The following is a 26,126-nucleotide window of genomic DNA, read 5'->3' as shown; positions in this document are numbered from 1 at the left end:
CTAGCCCGCCCCTTGGCTGGAAGCGCCGCGTCCATCCAATAGCGCCGCAGCTTGCAACGTCAAAGGCAAGGCTGATTGATCTGTCGCATGGCTGAGCAAACTGCCTTGTGTTCGGCTAAGTGCCGCACGAAGCATTTCAAAATGCAGATGGTAGGCGCGCTGATACGCCTCGCGCGCAGCACCGGCTTGGCCAATAATCACCGGCGTAGCGCTACCGGGCTCAGTGAAAGCCACGCGACCTTCAAAGGGGAAAGTTTCTTCGTCTGGGTCGCGGATCAGAACAAACAAGACCGGCTGGGCTGCAGAAGACAATCTGCGAAGACGTTCTGCCCAGATTTCGATGGGTTCTAATCCGTCGCTCACGATCAGGATTTGCGCCTGTCCGTCGCGGTTGAGGGCTGCTTGGGCGTCAAACTGGCCCCCGCTGACCATAAGGGCCTGAAGAAAGGTTTCCTCTTGGCCAAACATTTGGCCACCAAATAATGTGCTAACCCGTTCACCGCCCGCCTTGGCTGCCATGGCAAGTGCCAGAGCAATAATCAGCGCGCGCTCTGCTTTCGTGGGGCGACTGGTTTGATTACGCCACAACATAGATGGGCGTGTGTCGACCCAAATGTGCAAAGAGGCTGGGCTTTCGCGTTCCATTTCGCGCACAAAGAGCCGGTCAGACCGTGCAGACCGTCGCCAATCCACGTGGCGCAAGGTTTCGCCTTCAAGAAGTTCCCGGTGCTGCCAAAAAGCTTCACCCATGCCTGCGCGCCGTCGTCCATGCGCGCCAAGGATTAGGCTGGCGGCGGTTTTGCGCGCATCCATCAAAAGGGCAGGCAGACTATTTGCCAAATCTTGGGCATCGCCAGCCAGTTTGGCAGGGATAAGCGCCTGTTGGCTCGCCATCATGCGGGTCGCAGTGCCTCTAGAACCAAGCGATCAATCAAGTTTGCGAGGTCTAGCCCATCCGCGCGAGCGCGCCAGGTTAAAGCCATACGGTGGGCTAGGGCTGCGCGGGCAATCGCGGTTACATCATCCAAGCTGGGGCTAACCCGGCCGCGTAGAAAAGCGCGTGCCTTGGCGGCCTTAATCAGTGCTTGACCCGCGCGTGGGCCAGGTCCCCATGCCACAAGATTGCGTATTTCAGGATCAGTCGCACTTTCAGGTCGAGCAGACCGCACGAGGTCGAGCACGCTATCCAAGATTTTTTCGCCCACTGGCATGCTACGCACAAAGCTTTGCAAATTGGCCAATTCGCCGGGCTTTATGGCTGCCTTTGCACTCAAATCACCCTCGCCTGTGGTCGCCAACAGAACTTGCCGCTCGGTCTCGCGATCCGGGAAGGGCACATCAATTTGCAGGAGGAAACGATCCAACTGCGCTTCCGGCAAGGGATAGGTGCCTTCTTGTTCGATCGGGTTTTGTGTGGCCAAAACAAAGAAGGGCTCTGGCAGGCTGTAGGTTACGCCAGAGACAGTCACTTGGCCTTCTTGCATGGCTTGGAGAAGGGCCGATTGGGTGCGTGGACTTGCCCGGTTGATTTCATCTGCCATCAAAAGGCTTGTGAAGACTGGGCCACGTACAAAGCGGAAACTACGTTTGCCCTCACTGTCTTGATCAAGGATTTCCGACCCTATGATGTCTGACGGCATAAGGTCTGGTGTGAATTGTACCCGGCCCCAATCTAGCCCCGTGGCGACGGCAACAGCTTCTACCAGTCGGGTTTTGGCCAACCCCGGTGCGCCAACCAACAAGCCATGACCACCGGCTAAGATGGTCGCCAGTGTCAGATCAATCACCCGCTCTTGCCCAAGGATGGCACCCCCAACGCCGGCACGGACCGCTGCAATGGTTTCAAGTGCGCGATCAATGCGCCCTGAGGTCTGATCGGCAGCGTCTTCGGAAGGGGTTTGGTGGGAAATATCACTCATGGATTTAGCCTAGCCTGACTCAAGGGTGTTGTGCGAGTGTCTTTTCAGAGAGGTTTCTTCTGTCGATCAGTGCACCCTCATCTGGTCATCCCCCTAGAACGAACCTAAATTGATCACATGAGTGATCCACGTCCCCTTGCAGATTTGTTGGCAGAATTAATGCGGTTGCAAGGCCAGCCTAGGCGCGAGCGGGCATTGCCGCCGGTGGAACAGTGGAATCCCGCCCATTGCGGCGACATCGGCATGGAAATTCGGGCGGACGGCACGTGGTGGCACGAAAAAGTTCGCCTCACTCGCCAGCCGATGATCGATCTGTTTTCCACCATTTTGCGCAAGGATGAGGATGGGCAGACCTATCTGGTGACGCCGGGCGAGAAAGTGATTGTCCATGTTGCTGACGCCCATTTTCTAGGTACGCGCGTCGACCGGATTGAGACCAGCCTGGGACCCAGCATCATTGTGACAACCAATGTCGGCGATCAAATTGTGGTTGGGCCGAGCAATCCCTTGTGGGTCGATCATGATGCCAAAACGGGTGAACCTCGGCCCTATGTACGGGTGCGCGGGCGGTTAGACGCCCGCATCCTGCGCGCCCCTTTCTATGAATTAGTTGAATGGGCTGATCTGGAAGGCGAACGCCTGACCTTGACCAGTCAAGGCGTAGATTTCGATCTGGGGCTGGTGGAAGGCATCGAGGGATGAGCGAAGCCGAATTGATTGCCCTGCTTGAACAGCGCTTAGCGCCGCCAGAGGCCTTGGTCGGCCGGCCACCTTATTCGGACTTTGATTTGTCAGACGAGCGTCCTGCCCAGCCAAGTTTGCGTGATGCTTCGGTGCTGGTGCCGCTGGTTACGCGTCAGGCAGGCTTGTCGGTCCTTTTAACGCGCCGTTCGGTCGATATGCCAACCCATTCCGGCCAAATCGCTTTCCCTGGTGGCAGGCGGCAAGCGGAAGATGCCGACGCAATTGCCACAGCCTTGCGCGAAGCCCGCGAAGAAGTGGGCCTCGACCCAAGTCACGTGCGGGTGCTAGGGGCTTCTGACTCCTATGAAACCGTGACGCAATTTCGGGTTACACCAATCGTGGGTCTTGTTTCCCATCAAGCAGACTTTGTCGCCGATCCGCGCGAAGTCGATGCCATTTTTGAAATACCCTTTGCCTTTTTTATGAATCCCGCCAACCACCAACGCCATTCGCGCGACTATAATGGCCAGACCCGGCATTATTACGCCATGCCCTACGGCGATCATTATGTCTGGGGCGCGACCGCCGGCATGCTGCGCGCCCTATATTTACGGCTGTTTGGAGAGCGGTAAGACCGCGATTTGTGAGCCGAACTAAGCCCACTGAAATTTCAGTCAAAATCCCGAATCATTTCTGCACCTATGTGCGTGGGCTTTAACTTACCATTCACCTCAATCCTTCATGTCTCATCAATCATTGCGTTGGGTGCCGATCAGTGCCTCAACTTATAAGGGATTAGCGCAGCATGAAGGGCGTGCGGGTAGGGGTGTTAATGGGTGGCTGGTCTGCCGAGCGACCTGTATCGCTTGTCTCCGGCAAAGCCTGCGCCGATGCCGCGCGCGCGCTGGGTGCTGACGTTGTGGAAATCGATGTCGACCGCGACATTGCTTCGGTCCTGAAATCTGTCTCGCCAGATATTGCGCTAAATGCTTTGCACGGACCTTGGGGCGAGGATGGGCGGATCCAGTCTGTGCTGGAAATCGCGAACATTCCTTATACGCACTCTGGCGTTCTGGCTTCGGCTCTGGCGATGGACAAGGAAAAGGCCAAGGCTGTGTTCGCCGGTGCGGGTCTTGATGTGCCATCCGGCAAACTGATGTCACGCCAAGACGCAGCCCGCGAACATCCCCTTGAGCCACCCTATGTCGTGAAGCCCAATGCGGACGGTTCCTCCTTTGGCGTATTCATTGTGCGCAAGGGCGAAAATAGGCCGCCCGAAAAGTTGCTCGACCCGGATTGGCGTTCTGGCGATGAAGTGCTGGTTGAAGAGTTTATCGCGGGTCGTGAACTTACTGTCGCCGTTATGGGCGACCGGGCTTTGGCGGTTACCGAAATCCGCACGGGTCATGAGTTTTACGATTATGACGCCAAATATGCCGCAGGTGGCTCGGTCCACCATGTCAATCCGTCAGATCTGCCTTCTGCAATCCATGAGAAGGCGATGAGAGATGCGGTTCGCGCCCATCAATTATTGGGCTGTCGTGGGGTGACACGGACGGACTTTCGCTATGATCCTGCCACCAACCGCTTGGTGGTGTTGGAAATCAATACCCAGCCCGGGATGACGCCAACCTCTCTGGCCCCTGAGCAGGCAGCCTATATCGGTTTGTCGTTTAGTGATCTTGTGAAATGGATGTTGGAGGACGCGTCATGCCCGCGATGAGACAAACGCGCCGTGCGGCCCCCAAGCGCGCCCCAATTCCACGTGGTCGCCCGCGGTCGCCGCGACGCACCGATAGCCACGCTTGGACCATGAAGCTGGGCGCTTGGGCCCATGCCCGTATGCGGGCTGCCCAGTATGACGGCCCCACACGTCGTATCTTGGTTGGCTTTACCATCGTTTCGGTTTTTTCGATTTTTGTTCTGTTGGCGGCGGGCCTTGGTATCTTGGATGATATGGGGCGGGGCATTCAAACAAGTGCTGGCAATGCGGCCCGTGGTGCCGGTCTTGCTGTGCGCGTGGTCAATGTCCAAGCGCCCAATGGCTTGCATTTGAGTGAGTATCAGCGCGCTGAGGCTGAAGTGAAATCCGGCGTGATGGCCGATGATGTTATGTTTGGGGTCGACCCCTCTGAAGTCCGGATGCGCGTGGCGGAATTGCCCTGGGTTGAGAGCGTGGTGGTCCGTCGCCTCTGGCCGGATCAAATCCAAATCCTGATTACGCCGCGTGCAGCCACGGCGCTATGGCAGGATCAGGGCAAATTGTCGTTTATGGACGGCACAGGCCGCAAACTGGGTGAAGCTAAAAACACCAAATCGGCCAAGGGCTATGCTTTGGTTGTTGGTGCCAATGCAGGGCCACAAGCGCCCGCTCTGTTTGAAGCCCTGCGTGCATATCCAACCATTGCTGAGCGCACATCTGCAGCCATGTGGATCGGCGATCGCCGTTGGACCCTGCGCTTGAAATCAGGTGCTGACATTTTGTTACCGGAGACGGGGATGGTTGAGGCCTTAGCCCAATTGCACGCGCTGCAGGCCAGCCATCAAATCCTAGACCGTGAATTCTCCCGCTTGGACCTTAGAACGTCCGGCACCCTTATTCTCCGCCCGACTCCAGAACGTTTGTCGGTGACGAAACCTCAAGATGCGGCGAAGTCCGCGCAGAGGGTTTGATACACACCAAAATGAGACAAACATGTCCTCTCTAACCAAACGTGCTGCTGTTGAAAGTCGTACACCCGCACCCCGTGCGGCCATGCTGGCTGCCTTGGATATTGGTGCGTCAAAAATCACCTGCTTCATTGGAAGTACGGGCCAAGGCACAGGCCCGCTGCGGGTAGCTGGGGTCGGTACGCAGCCCGCGCGCGGGGTTCGTAATGGGGCGATTGTTGATTTGGAAGCCGCAACCAAGGCGGTTAAGGCGGCGATTGCGCAAGCAGAGCGCATGTCAGGTGTGACGGTCAGTGAAGTTGTGGTCTCGGTTTCAGGCTTTGGCGTGCGGGCCGAGCAAGCCCATGGTGAGATCACCTTTGCCAATGCCGAAATTGGTCCGAAAGAGCGCCGCCGCGTGGTGGGCTCAGCACTAGAGCATGTGCGTCTCGATGGCCGGTCCATCCTGCATGCGACACCGAGCTTCTTTGTTGTTGACGGTCAAAAGGTCCGCGATCCACGCGGTATGTTAGGGCGTCGATTGGGCGTGGCGGTAACGGTCGTGACAGCGCCAACGCCGCAATGGCGCAATATTGTGCTGTGTGTAGAGCGGGCAACCTACACGATTTCAGGTTCTGTCGCAGCACCCTACGCCGCCGCTCTGGGAGCGTTGGCGGAAGATGATTTGGAGCTGGGCGCTTTGGTTGTCGATATGGGCGCGCGTTCGACAACGGCTGCCTTGTTCCATGCTGGTGCGCTTATTCACGTAGATGCTGTTCCCATCGGATCAGACCATGTCACCCACGACATTGCCCATTGCCTTGGCACAACGGCAGCGGCGGCTGAGCGGCTGAAAATTGTGCATGGCAGTGCGATTGCTAGCTTAAACGAAGATAATTTGATGATTGATGCGCCGCGCATGGGCGAGGATGGTCAACTCATCTCGGACCAAGCGCCCCGCTCTATCCTGACGGGCGTTGTTCGACCCCGCGTGGAAGAGACGTTGGAATTGTTGCGCGACCGCTTGCGGGCGGGCGGGCTCGATAAGCTTAATGCTGGAAGGCGGATCGTGTTGACCGGTGGCGGCAGTCAGTTGAACGGCGTACGTGAATTGGCCGCACGCGTGTTTGAAGGCCATGTCCGTATCGGTCGTCCGCAACGCTTTACAGGGCTGGGTGATGCGGTCGCAGGTCCTGGCTATTCGGTGGCTGCAGGTCTATTGCGTTGGGGTGTAGAGCGACCAACCGATATGGCAAGCAGTGCGTCTCAAATGGTAGAGCCCTCGAGCCATCCTGTCGCACGGGCCCTGCAATGGCTCAAGGATAATTTCTAGAACGCTTCAGCCTTCGATGCCAACGCGCTTGATTTCCCAATGCAGATCGACGCCTTGGGTCGCTTTGACGCGTTGAATCACATGTTCGCCCAAGGCCTCTAGGTCTTTTGCGGTGGCAGCGCCTGTATTGATCATGAAGTTACAATGCTTCTCGCTCATTTGCGCACCACCAATTTGATAGCCGCGCAGGCCAGCTGCATCGATCACCTGCCAAGACTTGCGCCCGCCAGATTGGACGGGATCAGGGTTTTTGAAGGTGCTGCCGCCGGTTTTGTCGCGGATTGGCTGACTTTGCTCGCGCTTTTGGGTGATGGCCTCCATGCGGGCGAGGATGGCGGCAGGCTCATCTCTTTTCCCTTTGAATGTGGCGGACACAAAAATCAAATCATGGGGGGCAGCGGTATGTCGATAGGTGAAGCCCATGTCAGCACAGCTAATCTCATGGCGCTGACCTGCGCGATCATAAGCCACACATGAGACTAAAACGTCCTTAGTCTCGCTCTCATAACAACCCGCATTCATCCGCAGCGCGCCGCCGATTGTGCCAGGGACACCGCGATAAAATTCAAGGCCCGCAATGCCGGCTTCCGCCGCCTTTTTAGCAACGCTTGCATCAAGGCAGGCAGCCCCCGCCGTGACGGTTAGGCCGTCGGTAGAAATTTGGCCGAAGCCACGCGCTGATAAGCGGATCACCACCCCCGGAACGCCACCATCACGCACAATCAAATTTGAGCCAACACCAACAGCTAGAATGGGGATATCGACTGGGCAGGCGCGCAGAAAATCTGCCAGATCCGCCTCATCGGCGGGCTGAAATAGCACTTCGGCGGGTCCCCCGACCCGAAACCAGGTAAAGGGGGCCAATGTGACATTGGCTTCGAGTTTGCCCCGAACAGGGGGAAGGCGGTCCAAAAGGGTCATAGATCAGGCTTAACGCCAGCTTCGGCCCTCGAAAAGGGGCTAGAGCTGAGACTTAACACTCAAGACCTGCGTTGATTGAAAGCCAAAGTCTGACAGGACCCGGCGAGTTGCTTCATCCTTCCCCCCCGTTGTCAGCCCTGTCCGAAGCACGGGGGCATCGGCATCTAGTTGGCCTTCCAGTAAAAAGGCTGTGCGCCGGGCAATCGCCTCGCCGGAATCCACCCATGTGACCGGGCGAGGAGCCCAGGCTTCAAGTTCAGCTTGAACCAAGGGATAATGGGTGCAGGCCAAAACGATTACATCCACCGTTTCACCGCCTTCTTGGTTGAAAATCCCTGCCATAGATGCCTTGAAGATGCTCGGATCAGGCGTTTCTCCAGCCAATTTGGCTTCTGCTGCGCCCGCAAGACCAACCGCGCCATGACGAAGAACCGTATTGCCCTTGGCAAACTGAGTAATCAGCTGATCGGTATAGGGGCGGGTGACAGTCTTGGGGGTTGCCAATAGGCCTATCGTGCCCGTCTGGGTCTTGGCCGCGGCTGGCTTGATTGCAGGGACGACCCCAACCACTGGAATATCGACTTGGCCGCGCACAACATCGAGGGCAAGCGTACTTGCCGTATTGCAGGCGATGATGACCAAATCGGCCGAAACCGCCTCAATGCCGGCACGAATCACCCTTGGGACACGGATGATCAAGTCCCCATCAGCCTTCTCGCCATAGGGGAAGAAGGCCGTATCCGCCAAATGGAAAAGGTCGACCCCCAAACGTGCGTTAACAATCGCATTAACGACTGACAAGCCGCCTAGACCAGAATCGAAAACAAGCACATGAGGTCTATTTTTCAGGGGTTTCATCCGCACCATGTGCCTTTCAGAGACGCGTGAATCATGCTGAATTTTTTCTTAAGATTCATCATTTGCATGAATCAAATTAACTCCTGCTTAAACATGTCGGGGGCATCCTCAGACATCGATTCTTTCACCAATCCCGCACGAAGCCTTCGAGGAGCCTAGAATGGCTATCCGCCTAAACGTCCCCACCCAAACTGAACTCAGCCCACGGATTGTCGTATTCGGCGTTGGTGGCGCGGGCGGCAATGCCGTCAATAATATGATTGATGCAGACTTGCAGGGTGTGGAGTTTGTCGTTGCAAACACCGATGCGCAGGCCTTGGCCCGTTCAAAGGCCGAGCGTCGCATTCAAATCGGTTTGAACACCACCCAAGGCTTGGGTGCAGGCGCGACGCCACAAGTTGGCATGGCAGCGGCCGAAGAAAGCCAAAGTGAAATCCTCGATCATTTGGCCGATGCCAATATGGTCTTTATCACAGCTGGCATGGGCGGTGGCACGGGGACAGGGGCGGCCCCGGTGATCGCGCGGACGGCGAAAGAGCAGGGCATTTTGACGGTCGCCGTGGTGACCCGTCCATTCCAGTTCGAAGGGCCGCGCCGTATGCGCATGGCCGATGCAGGCATTGCTGAGCTTCAAAAATATGTCGACACGCTGATTATCATTCCAAACCAGAATCTGTTCCGCGTTGCCAATGACAAAACGACTTTCCATCAAGCCTTCCAATTGGCCGACCAAGTGCTGCATTCAGGTGTGCGTGGGATCACCGATCTGATGGTTATGCCCGGCCTGATCAATCTCGACTTTGCTGACGTGCGCTCGGTGATGGGCGAAATGGGCAAAGCAATGATGGGCACCGGTGAGGCCTCTGGTGAGCGTCGGGCGTTGGAGGCTGCCACCAAAGCGATCAATAATCCTTTGTTGGAAGATATGTCGCTTAAAGGCGCGCGTGGGGTGTTGATTAACATCACCGGCGGCTATGACATGACCTTGTTTGAGTTGGACGAAGCCGCCAATCATATCCGCCAAGAAGTGGATCCAGATGCGAATATCATTGTTGGTTCCACTTTCGACGAGACTTTGGAAGGCGTGATGCGCGTGTCCGTTGTCGCAACCGGTATTGAAGCGGCCGCCATGACCGAAGGCCGTCCACAAGCCACCGGCTATTTCAATGCGGCACCAGCCCAACAGCCCGCAGCCCCCGCGCCAACGGTTGTGCGTGTTAATAATGGTCGCGAGCCGATGGTGCATCAGCCCATCGTGCAGCGTCAGCCAGAGCCGCAAGCCGCTCCAGTGGCGCAAGAGCCTAGCTATCAGCAGCCCGCGCAGGCCGTGATGCAACAGCCTGCACCTCAACCTGTGCAGCAACCTTTGTTCCAGCAGCCTCAAGCTGCAGCAGAGCCAATGGCTCCACGCCAAGACTTCCAGCCGTCTGCACCTCAAGCGCAGCCAAACTACGCCGCAGCTGCCGCTCAACAGGCGCGTCCTATCTATCAGGCCGCTCAACCGCGCCCACCAATGCATGGGGCAGCTGCGCAGCAGCGCCCTGAACAGCCAAGCTATCAGGCTCGTTCTGCAGCGCCTCAATACCAAGAAGAGCCACGCCAACAGCGTAGCTCTGGCTTCAACGGTTTCAATATCTTCGGGCGTCCAAAACCCGCCGCCCGTGAGGAACAATGGGAAGAGCGTGCTGAGCCCAGCGCAAAATCGATCACACAAACGCAGCCCTTATTTGGCGATGAGTTTGACGACGAGATCGAAATCCCAACCTTCCTGCGCAAGCAAGCCAACTAACGCCCTCTTTTTTCGAGAGTTTACCAAGAAAAGCGCCGCCGTACAGAAATGTGCGGCGGCGTTCACGTTCTATTGTCACATATCGAAATATTGTTTGGTTTGTCAGGTGACAGCGTCTGCGGCAAAGAGGAAGCGCAGACAGGTGTCCCTTGGGGCAAGACGTTTAAATTGAGATGAAGGTCCGTAGCGCGTGCAATACCAAACTGTGACAGCCCTCCAACATACGCTCGCGGGCCATGCGTCCTGCGTGGGCGTTGGTTTGCATACGGGAAAGCCTGTCCGAGTGACGTTGAAGCCTGCCGGCGTTGACCATGGTATTGTGTTTGTGCGCTTGGATGCACCTGAATTTGCGCGCCGCATTGCTGCTTTGGTCGATAAGGTTACCACAACCGAATTAGGCACCACCTTGGCCAATTCGGCGGGTGTATCCGTTGCCACGGTTGAGCATTTGATGGCCGCGCTGTTTGGCATGGGCATCGACAATGCCATTGTCGAAATTGATGGCCCTGAAGTGCCCATCCTTGATGGTTCGTCGGAACCCTTCATCGAGATGATTGAGATGACTGGGACGCGTGCCTTGGGGGCGCCGCGTCGCATGCTAGAAGTTGTAAAGCCTGTGGAAGTTCGCTTGGGTGACAAACTTGCGCGCCTCGAACCTTTTGATGGGTTTGAATTGGACGTCACGGTTGAATTCACCACGCGCGCCATTGGCCGCCAGCGGGTGGTGTTTGACTGCACCCCACAAAGCTTTGCCAATGAGTTGGGTGCTGCGCGCACCTTTGGTTTTATGCATCAGGTTGAGGCAATGCAGGCCAAGGGCTTAGCCCTCGGTGGTTCTCTCGAGAATGCGGTCGTGATTGATGGCGATACAATCGTCAATCAAGAAGGCTTGCGCTTTGCCGATGAATTTGTGCGCCATAAGGCCCTGGATGCGGTTGGTGATCTGGCTTTGGCTGGCGCGCCGATCAAGGGCCGCTATGTGGCAGAGCGTTCGGGCCATGAGATGAACGTGGCATTGGTTCGTGCACTTTTGGCGGATGAAACGGCTTGGCGGTGGAATTTCGCACCTCTGGCCGCCGAGCTGTTACCTGCGGCCGGGGCATAAACGCCGAACATTTCGCTTGGCGAACCTGTGTGAGGGTGGCACGCTAACATCCAAACTTAACCTTATACCCCTAGCCTTTAGACTGACATAAGAGGAAGTACACGATGGCTCGTCGCTATTTTGGGACCGATGGCATTCGCGGTGAAACCAACAAATGGCCGATGACAGCCGAAGTGGCCATGACCCTCGGCATGGCGGCCGGCACTGTGTTCAAAAAGGGCGAGCATCGCCACAATGTCATTATCGGTAAAGATACGCGTCGCTCGGGCTATTTGGTTGAATTTGCACTGGTTGCGGGTTTTGCTGCGGTCGGGATGGACGTGAAGATCCTAGGCCCTATCCCAACCCCTGCAATTGGCCTGTTGACTCGTTCGTTGCGTGCCGACCTTGGCGTGATGATTTCAGCCTCTCACAATGGCTTTGCTGACAATGGCATTAAGCTGTTTGGTGCCGATGGCTTTAAGCTGAGCGACGCGCAAGAGCAGGAAATTGAAAAGCTGTTGGACGAGCCCGATCGGATCGTGCGCGCTGCCCCCCATGAAATTGGCTTGGTCAAAAGCTTTGAGGATAGCCGTGGTCGGTATGTTGAGTTTGCCAAGGGGGCTTTCCCGCGTGGCATGAGCCTTGAGGGACTCCGTGTTGTCGTGGATTGCGCCAATGGTGCTGCCTATAAAACGGCACCCTGGGCCTTATATGAATTGGGTGCTGAAGTTGTTGAAATCGGCGTCAATCCCAATGGCAGCAATATCAATGCTGGTTGTGGGTCCACCGATACGCGCCTTCTTAAGCAGACCGTGCTGGAACGGCGCGCCGATATTGGCATTGCTTTGGATGGCGATGCCGACCGGATTATCATTATCGACGAGAAGGGTCGTGAGATTGATGGCGACCAGATTATCGCGGCAATCGCCCGCGACATGATTGCAGACAAGAGTCTGCGGGGGTCTGGTGTGGTGACGACGGTCATGTCCAATCTGGGCCTAGAGCGCTATCTGGCAGACCAAGGCTCCCAGCTGATCCGGACTGGCGTGGGTGATCGCCATGTCGTAGCGCGGATGCGGGCGGATGAGTGTAACCTTGGCGGCGAACAATCCGGCCATATCGTCCTATTGGACTATGCAACCACCGGCGATGGTCTGGTTTCGGCTCTCCGCGTTCTGTCCTCGATGGTGACGCATGATAAGTCGGCGAGCGAGACCTTATCGGTTTTCACCCCATCGCCACAGGTCTTAAAAAATATCCGCTATAGTGGATCGTCACCTTTGGCAGACCCTGACTTGCAGGCCCATGTCAAAAAGGCTGAAGACGCTTTGACGGCGTCTGGTGGCCGCTTGGTGGTACGCACTTCGGGCACAGAGCCCTTGGTGCGCCTCATGGCTGAAGGAGATGATCTGAAGAAGATCACCCACTTGGTCGACGAATTGGCCTCTACCCTGCAAAGCCGCCGTTTAGCGGGCTGATCGCTCAGCCCGCCAGCTTTACCATCAAATGCCGCTTCTTGCCGAGTGAGAGCTTGACCTCTTGGCCGTCGCGAAGTGCCTCAGGGATTGGCCCGGTGACGTCTTGCACCACGGCGTCATTGACCCGCAAGCCACCGCCTTTGGCTTGGCGCTTGGCCTCGCCATTAGAATCGACGAGGCCTGCTGCCACGAACAAAGCTGCCAGCGAGGTGGGGGCTTCTGATAGGTCTATGGATGGCAAGCCGCCCTCGGCCCCGCCACCACCAAACTGCGCTGCCGCTGTGGCTTTGGCCGCTTCAGCCGCTCCCCGGCCATGCAGCATGGCGGTGGTTTCAGTGGCCAGCACGATCTTGGCCAGATTGATCTCAGACCCGCCCAAAGCCGCATAGCGGGCGATTTCGTCCAACGGCAGATCCGTCATACGCTTCATCAGCGGCTCAACATCGGCGTCATCGACATTGCGCCAATACTGCCAATAATCGAAGGGCGAGAGCATGTCGGCATTCAGCCAGACCGCACCATTGGCCGTCTTGCCCATCTTCTGCCCAGCCGCATTCATCAACAAGGGCTGGGTGACGCCCAGAACGTGGCGCTCATCCACGCGGCGACACAACTCGACCCCTTGGACAATATTGCCCCATTGGTCAGAGCCACCCATTTGCAGATTGCAGTCATAACGCCGCGAGAGCTCGAGGAAATCATAGGCCTGCAACAGCATATAGTTGAATTCAAGAAAGGTGATCGGCACTTCTTGGTCGAGCCGCCGTTTGACGATGTCGAGTGCAATCATCTTATTGATGGTGAAATGCTTGCCAATTTCGCGCAGCATATCGAGCCATTTGACCTCATCCAGCCATTGGGCATTGTCCACCATAATGGCATCGCGCGGGCCGTCGCCAAAGGTCAAGAATTTCGAAAATACCGTCTGGATCGAAGCCTTATTGGCGTCAATCACCTCTTGGGTTAGAACCGGACGGGCCTCATTCTTGTCAGACGGATCGCCCACCTTCGTGGTGCCACCGCCCATTAGGGTGATGGGCTTGCCACCGCATTGTTGCAGGCGGCGCATCAACATGATTTGCGTTAAGCTGCCGACATGCAGGCTGGGTGCCGTACAATCATAGCCAATATAGCCGGTCAAAGCCCGGCCACCGCGCTCACTTTCAAGGGCTGCGGCATCCAAAGCTTCCAGATCGGTTGCTTGATAATAATGGCCGCGCTCCATAAGCGTTTGAACGAACGCTGATTTATGGGTCATGGCCGTCATCCTCTGATTTGGTGGTTGCATGGAAGAGAAAAGCGCGTTTAGCACGGTCTGATCCAAAAGTTCAAAGCCCGGAAGCCCACAAGATGCAGAGTCAGCAAAATTCAGGTCCAGAACAATCTGTCTGGTCCATTGGCCTGATGACGGGCACCGCGCTGGATGGCTTTGTCGATACCGCGTTGATCCGTACCGATGGGGTCAGCGTGGCAGAGTTTGGGCCGTTTGAGTTGTTTGCCTATTCCGACGCCGATCGCACGCTGTTGGCCGAGGCCATCACCCAAGCCCGCGCGTGGGACTTTCAGGGGCCAGAGCCTTTGATATTCGCCGAGGCCGAAGACTTGATCACACGCATTTATGCGGGCGCGGTCTTGAAACTCGTGGAAAAAGCCAAGATGCGGCCTGAAGACATTGCTTTTGTTGGGGGCCATGGGCTCACCGTTTTGCATCGCCCGCAAATTGGGGGAGGCGGCCGGACACGGCAATTGCTGGATGGGGCAAAGCTTGCTGAGTTGACGGGGATGGATACCGTCTGGGATTTTCGCAGTCATGATGTCGCCTCGGGCGGGCAGGGGGCACCCCTCGCCCCTATCTACCACACCGCCATCCTACGCCATGCTGGTTTGGGAGGGGATACATCCATTCTCAATCTGGGCGGTGTGGCCAATATCACGTGGTGGGACGGCGGGGATAGTTTGGCCGCCTTTGACACCGGCCCCGCCAATGGCCCGTTGAATGAATGGGTCGAGGCCCATGGCCAGGGCGTTTATGACAAGGATGGTCGCTTGGCTGCCTCGGGCCGCGTCCATGAGGGCCGCCTGTTGGAGATTTTGGACAATCCTTGGTTTGACGCGCCTTACCCCAAATCGCTTGACCGCTATGATTTTGATGCAGGCCTTGTGCGCGGCCTATCGCTGGAAGATGGGGCTGCGACCTTGACGGCCTTGGTGGCGGCCAGTCTGGACCTTGGGTTGCGCCTATTGCCCACACGGCCCAAGCGCTTGGTGGTGGCAGGGGGGGGGCGTAAGAACCCGGTGCTGATGGCTGAAATTGCCGCCCGCTGTGGCGTTCAAGTCTTAGATGCCGACACAATTGGCCTTCGTGGCGATGCGATTGAAGCCGAATGCTTCGCCCTCCTCGCCGTCCGCTCCGCGCGCGGTCTGCCGTTGAGTTTTCCGGGTACAACGGGGGTGGATAGGCCCACGGCGGGCGGAGTGATGTCACGGGCGGGCTAGCTGACGCAGCTTCAGGTCGCCATAAAGTTAGCCTTTGAAATCCATTTGCCAAACTATCAAATTTTGATACTTTAAAGCTTAGTATTTGGAGCGCGATATGTCATCCAGCTATTCCCTCGGGCCCCACTTCGACGCCTTTATCCAAGAGCAATTGGCAAGCGCGCGCTATGCCAGTGCTAGTGAAGTGGTGCGCGCAGGTCTTCGTTTGTTGGAAGAACATGAAGCAAATCGGCATGTGAATGCGCTTAGCCGCGCTGAGCAGCTTGAAGTGCTCAAGGCCGAAATTCAAAGAGGTGTCGATAGTCCCAAAGTTGACGGTGAAACCGCCATGAAGGGCCTTAAAGGTCGCATTGCGAAGCGTAATGTTGATCTTGCCGCACATGACACGGCTTGATTTTCAGCTTTCTGAAGTGGCGATCGAAGAACTAAGCGCCATCCAAGATCAGCTTTGGCAAGTTCGTCCAGGGCGTGATGTGCTTTTCACAGAGCAGCTTGCAAGTGTTATTGATCGACTTCGTTTGTTTCCTGAAAGTGGGGAGGCAAGGCCAGATCTGATGGCTGGAATTCGGGTGGTGCCACTTTGGCAATACATGATTTTTTACCGAGTGGCTGAGGATTTCTTGATCATTGAGCATGTTATCCATGGCGCGCGCGATATTGAGGCGCTGATTTAACGGGGTATTGTAGGGGCTTTCCCACCGCTTCGCCCCCTATCCAATCGCGCCCAGATGGGGTATGGGCCCTCAACAACTGCTGTTTAACATCGTGAAGAGAGCCCCCTATGAGCGTCGTCAGTCCGCTTCTGACCGTTATGATCGCCGCCGCCCGCAAAGCTGGCAAAGCCATCAGCCGAGATTTTGGTGAAGTTGAAAACCTGCAATTGGCAAAAAAGGGCCCTTCCGATTTTGTTACCGCTGCTGACCTCAAGACCGAAAAAATCCTGTTTGAAGAGCTGAGCAAGGCGCGCCCTGGCTATGGCTTTCTGGGCGAAGAGCGCGGCATGGTTGAGGGCACCGACAAGACCAATCGCTGGATTGTCGACCCAATTGATGGCACCACCAATTTCGTCCACGCCATTCCACATTTGGCGATCTCCATCGCCCTTGAACGCGAAGGCCGCTTGGTGGCTGGCGTGGTCTATAATCCCATTACCGATGACCTCTATTGGGCCGAAACCGGCCGCGGGGCTTTCCACAATGACAAGCGGTTGCGGGTTGCGGCGCGCAAGAGCTTGAGTGAGTGCGTTCTGGCGACCGGTATCCCGTTTCAGGGCAAGCCCGGGCACGCGCAAATGTTCAAGGAATTGCACCAGTTCACCCAGCGCGTGGCCGGCATTCGCCGGTTTGGGGCCGCCTCGCTCGATCTCGCATGGGTGGCAGCGGGCCGATTTGATGGGTTTTGGGAACATGATTTGAAGCTGTGGGATATTGCGGCTGGCGTAGTGCTGGTGCGCGAGGCCGGTGGGGTTTGCGCTGAAATCTATGGCGGCGACTTTATGGAGACAGGCTCCATCGTTGCGGCCAATGAGAAGATCTTGTCTTTGATGAATGAACGCCTGTTGGCGGCGAAGAGCTAGCCCCTTGCAAGCCAGCTCCATCAGGCATACCTAAGCCTGTGGTGGTTCTGTGGTTCGCGTGGGAAGTCTACGTCCCGCCGACCTAACTCACTCGTCGGGAGCTGGCGCTGGTTGGAACCGTGGTTCCTGTCATCTGGCACCCACCTGGTTATCCAGGTCGCACGGGGACGAGTTACCTTCTCACGGTCCTTGCGGATCCACCAACCTTCTTCTTTTTCCTCGGCCTTTTGATGGGTTTGGCAGCGATGATTGAAGTCAAATCTGAACTTCGATCGGCCTTGATTGCCGCCCGTATCAAAGCCCAGTCTCAAGAGCTCGAGGCAGGGGCTGGGCTTGTCACGCAAGCTTCTGCCTTGCTTGCGGACGTGAAGGACCGCTTGGTTGCCGGCTATATCCCCTTCAAAACCGAAATTGATCCCCGTCCGTTGATGCGGGCTTGGGCTGCTAAAGGCGCACAACTTTGTTTGCCACGCACGCCGCCAAAGGGCGGTGAGGGGGCGGGTTTGACGTTTCATCTGTGCGATCCCGATGATCCAAGCGACCTTGAAAAAAGCGCATGGGGCGTGATGGAGCCCAAAGCCCATCTGCCACAGGTTCGGCCCGATGTGGTTCTGGTCCCCCTTTTGGGCTTTGATCGTTTGGGAAATCGTTTGGGGCAAGGGCAGGGCCATTATGATCGTACCTTAGAGGCCTTACGCGCTGAAGGTGTCGTGCTTGCGGTAGGCTTGGCTTTTGCCGCCCAAGAAGTTGCGTACATGCCTGTGGAACCCCATGATCAGCGTTTGGATTGGATTATTACGCCGATTAAGGCATACCCCATCGCAGCATAGAGTGGGATAGAATGAGACTTGCTTTTTTTGGCGATGTGGTGGGCCGTGCTGGCAGAGTGGCGCTTTGCGAGCGCTTGCCGGACTTAAAGCGGCGCTTACGCCTCGATTTTGTTGGCGTGAATGCGGAGAATGCTGCCGGCGGCTTTGGTCTGACTGAATCTATCGCCAATGAATTGTTTGAGGCCGGTGCCGATTGTTTGACCCTGGGCAATCATGCTTGGGACCAGCGTGAGGCGATTGCCTATATTGATCGCGAGCCACGCCTCTTGCGGGCAGCCAATTATCCACCTTTGACACGGGCTCCCGGTCGCGGGGCTAATCTGTTTCAAATGGGCGACCGCAATGTGCTGGTCGTGACCGTTATGGGCCGCGTCTTCATGGATGCGCTCGACTGCCCGTTCAGCGCGGTGGAGCGTGAAGTGCAGGCAAGCCCCTTGGGTCTGGTTGCCGATGCAGTGATCGTGGAAGTGCATGGCGAAGCCACGAGCGAGAAGCAGGGCATGGGCCATTTCCTCGATGGCCGCGCCAGCCTTGTCTTTGGCACCCACACCCATGTGCCCACCGCCGACACCCGCATCCTGCCAGCCGGAACGGCGTTTCAGACAGAGCTTGGCATGTGCGGGGATTATGACAGCGTGATCGGCATGAATAAGCATATCGCGGTGCGCAAGCTTTCCTCTCGCATGCCCTATCAGCGCCACGAGCCTGCCGAAGGTCAGGGCTTAGCATCCGGCATCTTTGTTGAGACCGATGATAAGACAGGACTTGCCTTGCGGGCTGAGCCCATACGTGTCGGGGTTGGGCTTAAGCAAACCGTGCCACTGGTGGATGCCTAGTCACGCGTCCAACAGCACCATCTTGTGGCAACTTCCACCACACCCTGCTACATCGCAGCCCGCAACCCACCTACCAAACTCAAGAGATAGATCCGACCATGGCCGGCCATTCGAAATATAAGAACACCATGCACCGTAAAGGGCGTCAGGATGCCCTGCGCGCCAAAGCCTTTACCAAGATCGCCCGCGAAATCACCACCGCCGCGAAACTGGGTGCTCCAGACCCTGCCATGAACCCCCGTCTGCGTTTGGCGGTTACCAATGCACGCGCTGTATCCATGCCCAAAGACCGCATTGAACGCGCTATCAGCCAAGCTTCTGCAGCGGGTGGCGAAGATTACAAGATGGTGCGCTATGAGGGCTATGCCCCCGGCGGCATTGGCCTGATCATCGAGACTTTGACCGATAATTTGAACCGTACCGGCGGCAATATCCGTAGCTATCTGAGCAAAGCGGGCGGCAATCTCGGCACAACCAACTCGGTCATCTCGGGCTTTGATCGCGTGGGCGAGATCTTTTATCCTGCCTCTGCTGCCAGCGAAGACGATATGATGGAAGCCGCCCTTGAGGCTGGCGCCGATGACGTGGAAAGCGATGCGGACGGCCATACCATCACCTGTACGTTTGAAACAGTGAGCGAAGTCTCCACCGCCTTGGCCGAACGCTTTGGCGATGCAGAGGCGGCCAATGTCGTCTGGCGGCCCCATGCCCGCATAGAGGTAACGGGCGATGCCGCCACCAGCCTGCGCAAACTGATCGACATCTTGGAAGATGATGACGACGTGCAAAACGTCTTTGGCAATTATGAGATGGAAGAAGACGAGGGGGAGTAATTCTCGTCTCTCCCAAGGTCCTTGTCGATCCGGGCGGAATGGGTCAGTGTAGCCCTATGACCGACCTACTTGCCCAAGCCCATGCCCTGAAAGCCACAGTCGCCGCACGTGCCGATGAGATTGAGTCTGCGCGTCGTTTACCCGCTGACCTTGCCAGAACTCTGGCCGACGCAGGCTTTTTCCGCATGGCGTTGCCCGCAGATTATGGCGGTCTCGAATTAGCGCCAGCGCGGATGATCGAGATCATTGAGGTGATGGGCAATGCCCAAGCTTCAGTCGGTTGGTGTATCATGATTGGCGCAACCACGGCCATCAATGCAGCCTATCTGCCAGATCATCATGCGCGCACAATCTGGGCAGATCCCACGATCATTACCGGCGGTGTGTTTGCACCTAAGGGCAAGGCGGTGCGCGAGGGCGATCAGTACCGTGTGACGGGGCGGTGGAATTGGGGCTCAGGCAGCGCCAATTGTGCATGGCTTGTCGGTGGAGCTTTGACCGTGGGTGATGGGCCACCCCAAGCGCGCATGATGTGGTTTGAGCGCGATCAAGTTGAACTCATCGATACTTGGCATGCGTTTGGCATGAAGGGCTCGGGTAGTGGCGACTTGGCGGTGACCGACGTCCTGATCCCAGCAGACCGCTCGGTTTCCCTGAGCGACGATAAGGCGCGAATTGAGCGGCCTCTTTATGCGTTCCCGGCGTTTGGGCTACTCGCCATGTCGATTGCGGCCGTCGCACTTGGCAATGCCCGTGGCGCGATTGATGAGTTAGTCGGGCTTGCCGGTGGCAAAGTGCCAACAGGTGCCCGTCGCCCCTTGGCAGAGCGGGCCTCTACCCAAGTCGAAGTCGCCAAGGCCGAGGGCCTATTGCGGGCCGCGCGGACCTATCTGCTCGATAGCGCCGAGACCGCTTATGAAGGGGCCAGCCGCACGGGGGCCTTGACGCTGGAAGACCGCGCGAACCTGCGCATTGCGGCTACCCACGCGGTACGCACCAGTGCCGACATCACCCGCATGATGCATGATTTGGGCGGCGGCACTTCTGTCTATGAGAGCTGCACCCTGCAACGCCGTTTCCGCGACGCCCATGTCGCCACCCAGCACATCATGGTCGCCCCCGGCAGCCTCGAACTCGCAGGCCGCGCCCTACTCGGCATCGAGGGTGATTATGGCCAGCTTTAATTGGCTGAGTTAACGGGCTTGGCTCGATAAAGTTGTCTGAGCTAGGTCTATTGGAACTTGAAATCTGTTCGCTAATTGATCGGTCAATTGGGTCAAATGCTGTTTCCAATAGGATTCAAAATCCAGAACAGTCATGCCCACAAGGCGACCATCCGCACTCAAATATCGCCAAACAATTCCATCGTCTCCCTCTGTCGCCAAACTGGGCCCATTCGACCCAGTCGTGACATAAAGGACATCGGCCCGCTGATCGTAGGTGACTTTGAACTCAGTCATTCGCTTCTGGCTCCGAGGGGGACTGGCTTGAATAAAGCAGACTTCCCGGTACTTGCCAAAGTAGTTTTGCTGAAATCCACGGCCCCAATCAAAAATTGACTGGCGGTATTGATATATCTTAAATTTAAGGTAGCCTTTAGTTTATGCAAAGCAATGATCTACGATACCGTCTAAGTGAGCTTTTAATTGGCCCCATAGAAACCCTTGAAATTGAATTGAAGGGTTGGTTGGATTTACGAGACAACGCTGAGGATAAAGCGAATTTTGCAAAAGCAGCACTAGCTCTCGCCAACCACGGTGGCGGCTACATAATAATCGGGCTAGATGAGCGAGAAGAGGGAGCAGTGGAATCCCTAAATCGGCCTGAAAGTTTAGCCGGATACCGGCAGGATATACTAAATGGTATAATTCAATCGTTTGCTGACCCGCCGTTTCACGTATCATCACGGCTTGTGAAGGCAACTAGTGGGCCATTCAGTGGAAGTTTGTTTCCTATTGTTTCGATACCCGGTGGGCACGGAGTACCCATAAGGGCAAAGCGATCTGGTCCAAATGGACAGAAAGTTGAGAACAATGCGATTTATATACGAAAGGCTGGTCCAAAAAGTGAGGTGCCATTAACCTCTGTTGAATGGGATCAACTCTTGGGCAGATGCATTAGTAATCGCCGCGACGAGTTGCTTGATCAAATTCGGCGTGTAATCTCGGGCTCGGTTAGTACTTCAACAGCGAGTTCAGGGGTAGCGGAATTAGACGCGTGGGCAGCTGATTGCTTGAAGAACTGGCAATCCTTGGTGGATACGTTGCCGGCCGATGCGCCCGCCAGATGTCCAAACGGATACTATTGGGTTGCCTATCGGATCAACGGTGACTTGAAATCATTTCCGCCGGCTCAGTTTCTCGAAGTTCTTAAACGCAGTGTCGTCCGTCATACCGGCTGGCCACCATTTTGGTTGCCAAACCCAACTGAGATTGCGCCCTATCAAAGTGATGGAGCGGTCGAGTGTTGGCTTGGCCGAAAAAGACAGGAGCGTGAGCAGTCTGATCCGGCCCATTCTGATTTTTGGCGTATTTCACCGAGGGGATTTGCCTTCTTGTTGCGAGGATATCTAGAAGATAGTTTAAGTCCGGAGCGACATGGTGCATTAGGGCGCTCAATTGTGCCAGGCCAAGTATTTGATCTAACCTTACCAGTTTGGCGAATGGGAGAGGTCATGCTGCATGCCGCACAGCTTTCTAGCAATCTGTCTACTGAAACGGTGTCGATAGACTTTTTGGCACGCTTTGAAGGCCTATCTGATCGCTCGTTAATGAGCCTGGAAGGCAGTCGAGACATTTGGTATGAACGCATTGCTCGGCAGAACAGCATTGAACTGAAAACCACTGTGGAGCCTGGCTTTGTCAGATCCAATTTGCCAGAGATTATCCACCAGTGGCTATCTCCACTCTACGATTTGTTCGCCTTTTATGAATTACCAAAGTCCTTGGTTTCCGAAGAGATTGAAAAAATGAAGAAGTACTAACAATCAAACAGTCGCTTTGACGAAGATTTGGATGGCCTAGGTCTTTTCAATCTATCTATTTTCATAGTCAATTCGCTGAACCGGCGTGACCCATCGGACCTACAGGGCCCGGGGCGTATAATTGTTCGGTGAGTTGCTCGGTCAATTGGGCGAGGCGGCTCTGCCAGCGTGCGTTAAAATTCAGCACCGTCATACTCACCAAACGGCCATCGGCGACCTGATGGCTCCATACAATGCCATCCTCGCCTTCCGACGTGTAGCTCGGCCCCGTCAGCTTGGTTGAGATGTACAAGACATCCGCGTTTTTGTCATAAGCGACATCAAAGTCGGACATGTTACTTTCTGGCCCTGCGAGGTTCTTGGCTAGCCTTATCTCAGAATATGCAACAGATTCCCAGCAAATTTGACCGTTTTTGCGAGGAATCCCCTTACTTTACTAAGATTGCGTCATAGTCTCTGGCCCTTAGCTTCGCAGGTGAAGATAGGGCAGGGCAGCCCTACCTGCACCCCTTGGTTGACCCGCGCGCCAGCTTGGCCCAAAAGCGCCAGCGGAACGCGGTCGTGGCGGAACTGGCAGACGCACTGGATTTAGGTTCCAGCGCCGCAAGGCGTGGGGGTTCGACTCCCCCCGACCGCACCAGCCTTCGACGTGACTGGCTTTCGAGCTGAAAAACCTTGGGTTATTGCGCACGAGATAATCTGGGGTTGCCGCTTTCAGCCACCTAAGTCGTCCGCCCCATACAATCGCGCCTCACCGCCCAAAACGACTAGAAGGGGGTGAATTTTTTTCCGCGATTGAAATAATAGTCTTCAATAGGTGTCTGGGGGGGAATTTCGTCTGGCCCCCGAAATACCACAGTTCCCGCCGGTGTACTCACAACCTTGGTGATCCAACTAGGCCGGGAGGCGCTGGCCATGATGCATTGAAACACCAGATTGGACAGGCCAGCAAGACTTCTCCAAGGTGCATCAACGCCTTGCCAATAATCGCCTTGCCAATGGCTCCATCCCCAGTCCTCAATGATATAGAGGCCATTTGGCTTTAGCTTTGGAAACAAGGTTTCAAAGGTTGCAAGGCTGGGCTCATAAAGATGGCTTGCATCGTCGATAACGAGGTCCAGTTTCTCGTCTTGAAACTCGCTCTTTATCACCTGTTCCAAGCGGGTCTTATTGCTTTGATCCACATTTAAAAAGCAACGAATGTTCTTGCCGGATTCAGTTTTCAGATAGTTTTTAAAGTTTGGCGTCGTATGGTCCTCGATGTCGATAAGGCAGAGCGTTTCAGGATGGAACCACTCCATCAACAAGGCTGCAGCACCCCCACCGGCGACGCCCACTTCAACAACTTTCTTGGGCGCTAAAGGCACCACCCAATCATAATACAAGGCTAATAAATCTGGATTTTTCATGATCCAGAAGGCTCCGATTGCCTCGGCGTCTTTGCGCTCTGCTCCGAAGTGAGATGATTGGAAGAGATAGTCTTTGACCTTGAATGTATCATTGCTGATCCACTGCAATGGGTCAGATTTTGCAAAGCCCTGCGGTGGGGAAAGGTCACTGATTGACATGATCCATATCCTTGAAACTCAAGATTTAAAAACATCCCTCTAACAACGCACCGCCTTTAGGGTCAACGTAAAATACTATTCAGCCTTAGATAATTTACCGCCACATGCGGCACTGGGGACAGTTGGAATGAAGTCGCCCTGCATGCTGGCCAAAAGATCCCCTAAACGGTTGACGTTCGGATTGGACAGCTTCTCGGTCCAAAGGCCCGACCGCACCAGTTACTGCACCTCCCATAGACACGGGCTCCACATCGTGGCATAGGCGCGCACCATGCGGGCAGCCGCCCCCACATCATTCCATCAACCCGCGTAATCCGCTTCCTGTTTAGGACATCATCATGCAAATCGTCGAAAAATCTGCAGAAGGCCTCAGCCGCGTCTATGGCGTCACCTTTGCCGCCAGTCTGATTGCCACGCGTACCGATGCCAAAATCGCAGAATTGGCCCCTCAATTGAACATCAAGGGCTTCCGGAAAGGCAAAGTCCCTGTCGTTCATGTGAAGCGCATGTATGGCAAGTCCATCCTGGGTGAATTGCTGAATGAACTGGTGCAAGAAGGCATTGAGGGCACCGTTTCTTCCAATGGCATCCGCGCAGCGAGCCAGCCCGATGTGAAGAATTTGGGCAATCTGGCTGATGTGATGGACGGCAAAGCCGACCTGACCTTCGACGTCGAACTCGACATTATGCCAGACTTCACCCCAGCCGATCTGCAAAGCCTGTCAGTCACTCGCCCAGTTGCTGAAGCCACCGAAGCGGAAATCGACGAAGCCTTGGCCGAGATCGCCAAGCAGTCGCAATCCTTTGAAGTGAAAAAGGGCAAGGCCGCCAATGGGGATGCGGTTGTCTGCAACTTCGTTGGCAAGATTGATGGCGTTGAGTTTGACGGCGGCAAGGCCGATGGCTCGACCGTTGTTCTGGGCTCCAACACCTATATTCCAGGCTTTGAAGAGCAATTGGTTGGCGTGAAGGCAGGCGATGAGAAGGTCTTGAACGTAACCTTCCCAGCCGAATATGGCGTCGCCACTTTGGCCGGAAAAGCTGCTACCTTTGACGTCACCGTGGTTGAAGTCAAAAAGCCTGTGGAGACCAAGATTGACGATGAGTTGGCCAAGACTATCGGCCTGTCGGATCTTGCGACCCTGAAGGACGCGATCAAGAAGAATATCGAAGATCAATTGGCGCAATTGTCGCGTCAAAAGGCTAAACGCTCGTTGCTTGACGCATTGGACGCAACCCACAGCTTCGACTTGCCACCCAAAATGTTGGCAGCTGAATTTGAAGCTATTTGGGCTCAAGTGACGCAAGATAAGGCCGCCGGCAATGAAGATCCCGAAGATGCAGGCAAGTCGGAAGACGAGTTGAAAGCCGAATACACCAAGATTGCTGAGCGTCGTGTCCGTTTGGGCCTCGTCTTGGCAGAGCTCGGCCGCGTCAATGGCGTGGAAGTCAAGGACGAAGAAGTGGCCCGCGCCATCCAAGCCGAAGCTTCGCGTTATCCCGGCCAAGAGCGCCAAGTATATGAGTTCTTCCAAAAGAACCCCAATGCGGTCGCAAGCCTGCGCGCGCCTTTGTATGAAGAAAAGGTCGTCGACTTCGTGCTGCAAATGGCCAAGGTCACCGACGTGACGGTAACCCGCGCTGAACTTGAAAGCGAAGATGAAGTGGCCCCGGCAGCAGAGGCTAAGCCTGCCAAAAAGGCACCTGCCAAGGCGAAGGCCAAAAAGGAAGCCGCCCCTGCCGAGGAAGCACCTGCTGAAGCCGCTGCCGAAGAAAAGCCAGCGCCAAAGAAGAAGGCGCCCGCCAAGAAAAAAGCCGACTAAACCTGTTTTCTATCTCTCCCGTGCAAGGCCTCGGTCAAACGACCGGGGCCTTTTGCTTTGCCTATCACCCTCGGCATGCGATGTCATGGCTGCCAGCGCGTGCGTTGCGAGCGGGAGCCTTGTGGGACTCTCCGGCACGAGGTCTAGGCCTGGACTGCCCCATCGGGGATGGCATCGCGGATAGCTGTTTTGTTCTAGAAGGCTTTGGTGCAGGCGCTGCCTGCCCCAAAGGCCAAATTCGATTGTTCGCGGGCGGTTTGGTGGACCAGAGGGATCACCAAAGCGCGTCCAGATAAAAAACCTAACCAAAACCACCGTCGTCCCCGCCGGAGCGAAGCGCAGAGCGGGGACCCCGTTACGCAGATGCACACATGGAGAAAATGATCCCGGATCGGCTTCGCCGTCCGGGATGACAGCGTTAAGGGGGGGCCTCACCCCACCCCCAACACCTTTTGCCCCGCGA

The 26,126-nt window shown here is 56.0% G+C and carries 26 protein-coding genes, 1 tRNA gene and 1 other RNA gene; 20 read left to right on the top strand and 8 right to left on the bottom strand.

What is annotated here, in order from left to right; all coding sequences use genetic code 11:
* Together B7364_RS04685 and B7364_RS04680 are read right to left on the bottom strand one after the other, a co-directional pair.
* Window positions 1–897, bottom strand: coding sequence for a DUF58 domain-containing protein (locus B7364_RS04685; RefSeq protein WP_085338775.1), 897 nt, complete (start codon window positions 895–897; stop codon window positions 1–3).
* Window positions 894–1,919: an AAA family ATPase gene (locus B7364_RS04680; protein ID WP_085338774.1), complete on the bottom strand. Its 1,026-nt coding sequence runs from the start codon at window positions 1,917–1,919 to the stop codon at window positions 894–896. Before B7364_RS04680 ends, B7364_RS04685 begins: the two co-directional genes overlap by 4 nt.
* Window positions 1,920–2,036: 117 nt before the next feature.
* Between B7364_RS04680 and B7364_RS04675 the strand changes: the two genes are divergently transcribed.
* The 5 genes from B7364_RS04675 to ftsA all read left to right on the top strand — a co-directional run bounded on the left by B7364_RS04675 (window position 2,037) and on the right by ftsA (window position 6,585).
* Window positions 2,037–2,621 carry a DUF1285 domain-containing protein gene (locus B7364_RS04675; protein ID WP_085338773.1) on the top strand — a complete coding sequence of 195 codons (585 nt, stop codon included), beginning with the start codon at window positions 2,037–2,039 and terminating at the stop codon, window positions 2,619–2,621.
* Window positions 2,618–3,235 carry a CoA pyrophosphatase gene (locus B7364_RS04670; RefSeq protein ID WP_085338772.1) on the top strand — a complete coding sequence of 206 codons (618 nt, stop codon included), beginning with the start codon at window positions 2,618–2,620 and terminating at the stop codon, window positions 3,233–3,235. Before B7364_RS04675 ends, B7364_RS04670 begins: the two co-directional genes overlap by 4 nt.
* Before the next feature lie 173 nt (window positions 3,236–3,408).
* The gene (locus tag B7364_RS04665; RefSeq protein WP_085338771.1) at window positions 3,409–4,326 is read left to right on the top strand and encodes a D-alanine--D-alanine ligase; all 918 of its coding nucleotides are present in this window, start codon (window positions 3,409–3,411) and stop codon (window positions 4,324–4,326) included.
* Window positions 4,314–5,276, top strand: a complete 963-nt coding sequence (locus tag B7364_RS04660) for a cell division protein FtsQ/DivIB (RefSeq protein ID WP_198534035.1) — start codon at window positions 4,314–4,316, stop codon at window positions 5,274–5,276. Before B7364_RS04665 ends, B7364_RS04660 begins: the two co-directional genes overlap by 13 nt.
* Before the next feature lie 22 nt (window positions 5,277–5,298).
* Window positions 5,299–6,585 (top strand): cell division protein FtsA, encoded by a 1,287-nt coding sequence (gene ftsA, locus B7364_RS04655; protein ID WP_157893494.1) that lies wholly within the window; start codon window positions 5,299–5,301, stop codon window positions 6,583–6,585.
* A 6-nt stretch (window positions 6,586–6,591) separates the two neighbouring features.
* On the opposite strand, the gene murB is transcribed toward ftsA, so the two are convergent.
* Window positions 6,592–7,506, bottom strand: coding sequence for a UDP-N-acetylmuramate dehydrogenase (gene murB / locus B7364_RS04650; RefSeq protein WP_085338768.1), 915 nt, complete (start codon window positions 7,504–7,506; stop codon window positions 6,592–6,594).
* Between the two features lie 39 nt (window positions 7,507–7,545).
* Complete coding sequence (murI, locus tag B7364_RS04645) at window positions 7,546–8,364, bottom strand: glutamate racemase (protein ID WP_269798761.1); 819 nt, start codon at window positions 8,362–8,364, stop codon at window positions 7,546–7,548.
* Window positions 8,365–8,524: 160 nt separating this feature from the next.
* Between murI and ftsZ the strand changes: the two genes are divergently transcribed.
* The 3 genes from ftsZ (at window position 8,525) to glmM (ending at window position 12,718) form a co-directional block, all read left to right on the top strand.
* A complete protein-coding gene (gene ftsZ, locus B7364_RS04640) occupies window positions 8,525–10,153 on the top strand; it encodes a cell division protein FtsZ (RefSeq protein ID WP_085338766.1) in 1,629 nt (542 codons plus the stop codon).
* A gap of 190 nt (window positions 10,154–10,343) precedes the next feature.
* A complete protein-coding gene (gene lpxC, locus B7364_RS04635; RefSeq protein ID WP_232780809.1) occupies window positions 10,344–11,258 on the top strand; it encodes a UDP-3-O-acyl-N-acetylglucosamine deacetylase in 915 nt (304 codons plus the stop codon).
* A gap of 104 nt (window positions 11,259–11,362) precedes the next feature.
* Window positions 11,363–12,718 carry a phosphoglucosamine mutase gene (glmM, locus tag B7364_RS04630; protein ID WP_085338764.1) on the top strand — a complete coding sequence of 452 codons (1,356 nt, stop codon included), beginning with the start codon at window positions 11,363–11,365 and terminating at the stop codon, window positions 12,716–12,718.
* 4 nt (window positions 12,719–12,722) lie between these two features.
* Here glmM and tyrS read toward each other — a convergent pair whose 3' ends face one another.
* Entirely contained in the window at window positions 12,723–13,985 is a 1,263-nt protein-coding gene (gene tyrS, locus B7364_RS04625; protein ID WP_198534042.1) for a tyrosine--tRNA ligase, read from the bottom strand.
* 83 nt (window positions 13,986–14,068) lie between these two features.
* Here tyrS and B7364_RS04620 point away from each other — a divergent pair, with 83 nt between their 5' ends.
* The 9 genes from B7364_RS04620 (at window position 14,069) to B7364_RS04585 (ending at window position 20,473) form a co-directional block, all read left to right on the top strand.
* On the top strand, window positions 14,069–15,214 hold the full coding sequence (locus B7364_RS04620) for an anhydro-N-acetylmuramic acid kinase (RefSeq protein ID WP_085338763.1): 1,146 nt from the start codon (window positions 14,069–14,071) through the stop codon (window positions 15,212–15,214).
* 97 nt (window positions 15,215–15,311) lie between these two features.
* Complete coding sequence (locus B7364_RS04615) at window positions 15,312–15,608, top strand: type II toxin-antitoxin system ParD family antitoxin (RefSeq protein WP_085338762.1); 297 nt, start codon at window positions 15,312–15,314, stop codon at window positions 15,606–15,608.
* Window positions 15,595–15,888, top strand: coding sequence for a type II toxin-antitoxin system RelE/ParE family toxin (locus B7364_RS04610; protein ID WP_157893492.1), 294 nt, complete (start codon window positions 15,595–15,597; stop codon window positions 15,886–15,888). Before B7364_RS04615 ends, B7364_RS04610 begins: the two co-directional genes overlap by 14 nt.
* A 107-nt stretch (window positions 15,889–15,995) precedes the next feature.
* Window positions 15,996–16,790, top strand: coding sequence for an inositol monophosphatase family protein (locus B7364_RS04605; RefSeq protein WP_085338760.1), 795 nt, complete (start codon window positions 15,996–15,998; stop codon window positions 16,788–16,790).
* A 41-nt stretch (window positions 16,791–16,831) separates the two neighbouring features.
* Window positions 16,832–16,992: non-coding RNA, 6S RNA (gene ssrS, locus B7364_RS18450), on the top strand.
* A gap of 43 nt (window positions 16,993–17,035) precedes the next feature.
* Complete coding sequence (locus B7364_RS04600) at window positions 17,036–17,620, top strand: 5-formyltetrahydrofolate cyclo-ligase (RefSeq protein WP_456297783.1); 585 nt, start codon at window positions 17,036–17,038, stop codon at window positions 17,618–17,620.
* An 11-nt stretch (window positions 17,621–17,631) separates the two neighbouring features.
* Window positions 17,632–18,456, top strand: a complete 825-nt coding sequence (locus B7364_RS04595; RefSeq protein ID WP_085338758.1) for a TIGR00282 family metallophosphoesterase — start codon at window positions 17,632–17,634, stop codon at window positions 18,454–18,456.
* Window positions 18,457–18,554: 98 nt separating this feature from the next.
* Entirely contained in the window at window positions 18,555–19,289 is a 735-nt protein-coding gene (locus B7364_RS04590; RefSeq protein WP_085338757.1) for a YebC/PmpR family DNA-binding transcriptional regulator, read from the top strand.
* A gap of 56 nt (window positions 19,290–19,345) precedes the next feature.
* Window positions 19,346–20,473: an acyl-CoA dehydrogenase family protein gene (locus B7364_RS04585; RefSeq protein WP_085338756.1), complete on the top strand. Its 1,128-nt coding sequence runs from the start codon at window positions 19,346–19,348 to the stop codon at window positions 20,471–20,473.
* A 9-nt stretch (window positions 20,474–20,482) separates the two neighbouring features.
* On the opposite strand, the gene B7364_RS04580 is transcribed toward B7364_RS04585, so the two are convergent.
* Window positions 20,483–20,749, bottom strand: coding sequence for a DUF2283 domain-containing protein (locus tag B7364_RS04580; protein WP_085338755.1), 267 nt, complete (start codon window positions 20,747–20,749; stop codon window positions 20,483–20,485).
* A gap of 143 nt (window positions 20,750–20,892) precedes the next feature.
* Here B7364_RS04580 and B7364_RS17810 point away from each other — a divergent pair, with 143 nt between their 5' ends.
* On the top strand, window positions 20,893–22,272 hold the full coding sequence (locus tag B7364_RS17810; protein WP_157893490.1) for an AlbA family DNA-binding domain-containing protein: 1,380 nt from the start codon (window positions 20,893–20,895) through the stop codon (window positions 22,270–22,272).
* A 67-nt stretch (window positions 22,273–22,339) separates the two neighbouring features.
* Here the strand turns inward: B7364_RS17810 and B7364_RS04570 are convergent, their stop codons facing one another.
* Window positions 22,340–22,606 (bottom strand): DUF2283 domain-containing protein, encoded by a 267-nt coding sequence (locus B7364_RS04570; protein WP_085338753.1) that lies wholly within the window; start codon window positions 22,604–22,606, stop codon window positions 22,340–22,342.
* 221 nt (window positions 22,607–22,827) lie between these two features.
* Here B7364_RS04570 and B7364_RS04565 point away from each other — a divergent pair.
* Window positions 22,828–22,912, top strand: a tRNA-Leu gene (locus B7364_RS04565).
* A gap of 127 nt (window positions 22,913–23,039) precedes the next feature.
* Here B7364_RS04565 and B7364_RS04560 read toward each other — a convergent pair.
* A complete protein-coding gene (locus B7364_RS04560; RefSeq protein ID WP_085338752.1) occupies window positions 23,040–23,840 on the bottom strand; it encodes a class I SAM-dependent methyltransferase in 801 nt (266 codons plus the stop codon).
* Window positions 23,841–24,178: 338 nt separating this feature from the next.
* Between B7364_RS04560 and tig the strand changes: the two genes are divergently transcribed.
* The gene (gene tig, locus B7364_RS04555; RefSeq protein WP_085338751.1) at window positions 24,179–25,663 is read left to right on the top strand and encodes a trigger factor; all 1,485 of its coding nucleotides are present in this window, start codon (window positions 24,179–24,181) and stop codon (window positions 25,661–25,663) included.
* Window positions 25,664–26,126 lie beyond the last annotated feature (463 nt).

The organism is Aquidulcibacter paucihalophilus, assembly GCF_002105465.1.
Taxonomy (GTDB): domain Bacteria; phylum Pseudomonadota; class Alphaproteobacteria; order Caulobacterales; family Aquidulcibacteraceae; genus Aquidulcibacter; species Aquidulcibacter paucihalophilus.
Note: the sequence above shows the minus strand (reverse complement) of the source record. Positions and strands in the feature narration are given on the sequence as shown.

Coding starts and splice junctions, on each gene's coding strand:
- B7364_RS04685 (WP_085338775.1), bottom strand. CDS start 897: ATGATGGCGAGCCAACAGGCGCTTATCCCTGCCAAACTGGCTGGCGAT.
- B7364_RS04680 (WP_085338774.1), bottom strand. CDS start 1,919: ATGAGTGATATTTCCCACCAAACCCCTTCCGAAGACGCTGCCGATCAG.
- B7364_RS04675 (WP_085338773.1), top strand. CDS start 2,037: ATGAGTGATCCACGTCCCCTTGCAGATTTGTTGGCAGAATTAATGCGG.
- B7364_RS04670 (WP_085338772.1), top strand. CDS start 2,618: ATGAGCGAAGCCGAATTGATTGCCCTGCTTGAACAGCGCTTAGCGCCG.
- B7364_RS04665 (WP_085338771.1), top strand. CDS start 3,409: ATGAAGGGCGTGCGGGTAGGGGTGTTAATGGGTGGCTGGTCTGCCGAG.
- B7364_RS04660 (WP_198534035.1), top strand. CDS start 4,314: ATGCCCGCGATGAGACAAACGCGCCGTGCGGCCCCCAAGCGCGCCCCA.
- ftsA (WP_157893494.1), top strand. CDS start 5,299: ATGTCCTCTCTAACCAAACGTGCTGCTGTTGAAAGTCGTACACCCGCA.
- murB (WP_085338768.1), bottom strand. CDS start 7,506: ATGACCCTTTTGGACCGCCTTCCCCCTGTTCGGGGCAAACTCGAAGCC.
- murI (WP_269798761.1), bottom strand. CDS start 8,364: ATGAAACCCCTGAAAAATAGACCTCATGTGCTTGTTTTCGATTCTGGT.
- ftsZ (WP_085338766.1), top strand. CDS start 8,525: ATGGCTATCCGCCTAAACGTCCCCACCCAAACTGAACTCAGCCCACGG.
- glmM (WP_085338764.1), top strand. CDS start 11,363: ATGGCTCGTCGCTATTTTGGGACCGATGGCATTCGCGGTGAAACCAAC.
- tyrS (WP_198534042.1), bottom strand. CDS start 13,985: ATGACGGCCATGACCCATAAATCAGCGTTCGTTCAAACGCTTATGGAG.
- B7364_RS04620 (WP_085338763.1), top strand. CDS start 14,069: ATGCAGAGTCAGCAAAATTCAGGTCCAGAACAATCTGTCTGGTCCATT.
- B7364_RS04615 (WP_085338762.1), top strand. CDS start 15,312: ATGTCATCCAGCTATTCCCTCGGGCCCCACTTCGACGCCTTTATCCAA.
- B7364_RS04610 (WP_157893492.1), top strand. CDS start 15,595: ATGACACGGCTTGATTTTCAGCTTTCTGAAGTGGCGATCGAAGAACTA.
- B7364_RS04605 (WP_085338760.1), top strand. CDS start 15,996: ATGAGCGTCGTCAGTCCGCTTCTGACCGTTATGATCGCCGCCGCCCGC.
- B7364_RS04600 (WP_456297783.1), top strand. CDS start 17,036: ATGATTGAAGTCAAATCTGAACTTCGATCGGCCTTGATTGCCGCCCGT.
- B7364_RS04595 (WP_085338758.1), top strand. CDS start 17,632: ATGAGACTTGCTTTTTTTGGCGATGTGGTGGGCCGTGCTGGCAGAGTG.
- B7364_RS04590 (WP_085338757.1), top strand. CDS start 18,555: ATGGCCGGCCATTCGAAATATAAGAACACCATGCACCGTAAAGGGCGT.
- B7364_RS04585 (WP_085338756.1), top strand. CDS start 19,346: ATGACCGACCTACTTGCCCAAGCCCATGCCCTGAAAGCCACAGTCGCC.
- B7364_RS04580 (WP_085338755.1), bottom strand. CDS start 20,749: ATGACTGAGTTCAAAGTCACCTACGATCAGCGGGCCGATGTCCTTTAT.
- B7364_RS17810 (WP_157893490.1), top strand. CDS start 20,893: ATGCAAAGCAATGATCTACGATACCGTCTAAGTGAGCTTTTAATTGGC.
- B7364_RS04570 (WP_085338753.1), bottom strand. CDS start 22,606: ATGTCCGACTTTGATGTCGCTTATGACAAAAACGCGGATGTCTTGTAC.
- B7364_RS04560 (WP_085338752.1), bottom strand. CDS start 23,840: ATGTCAATCAGTGACCTTTCCCCACCGCAGGGCTTTGCAAAATCTGAC.
- tig (WP_085338751.1), top strand. CDS start 24,179: ATGCAAATCGTCGAAAAATCTGCAGAAGGCCTCAGCCGCGTCTATGGC.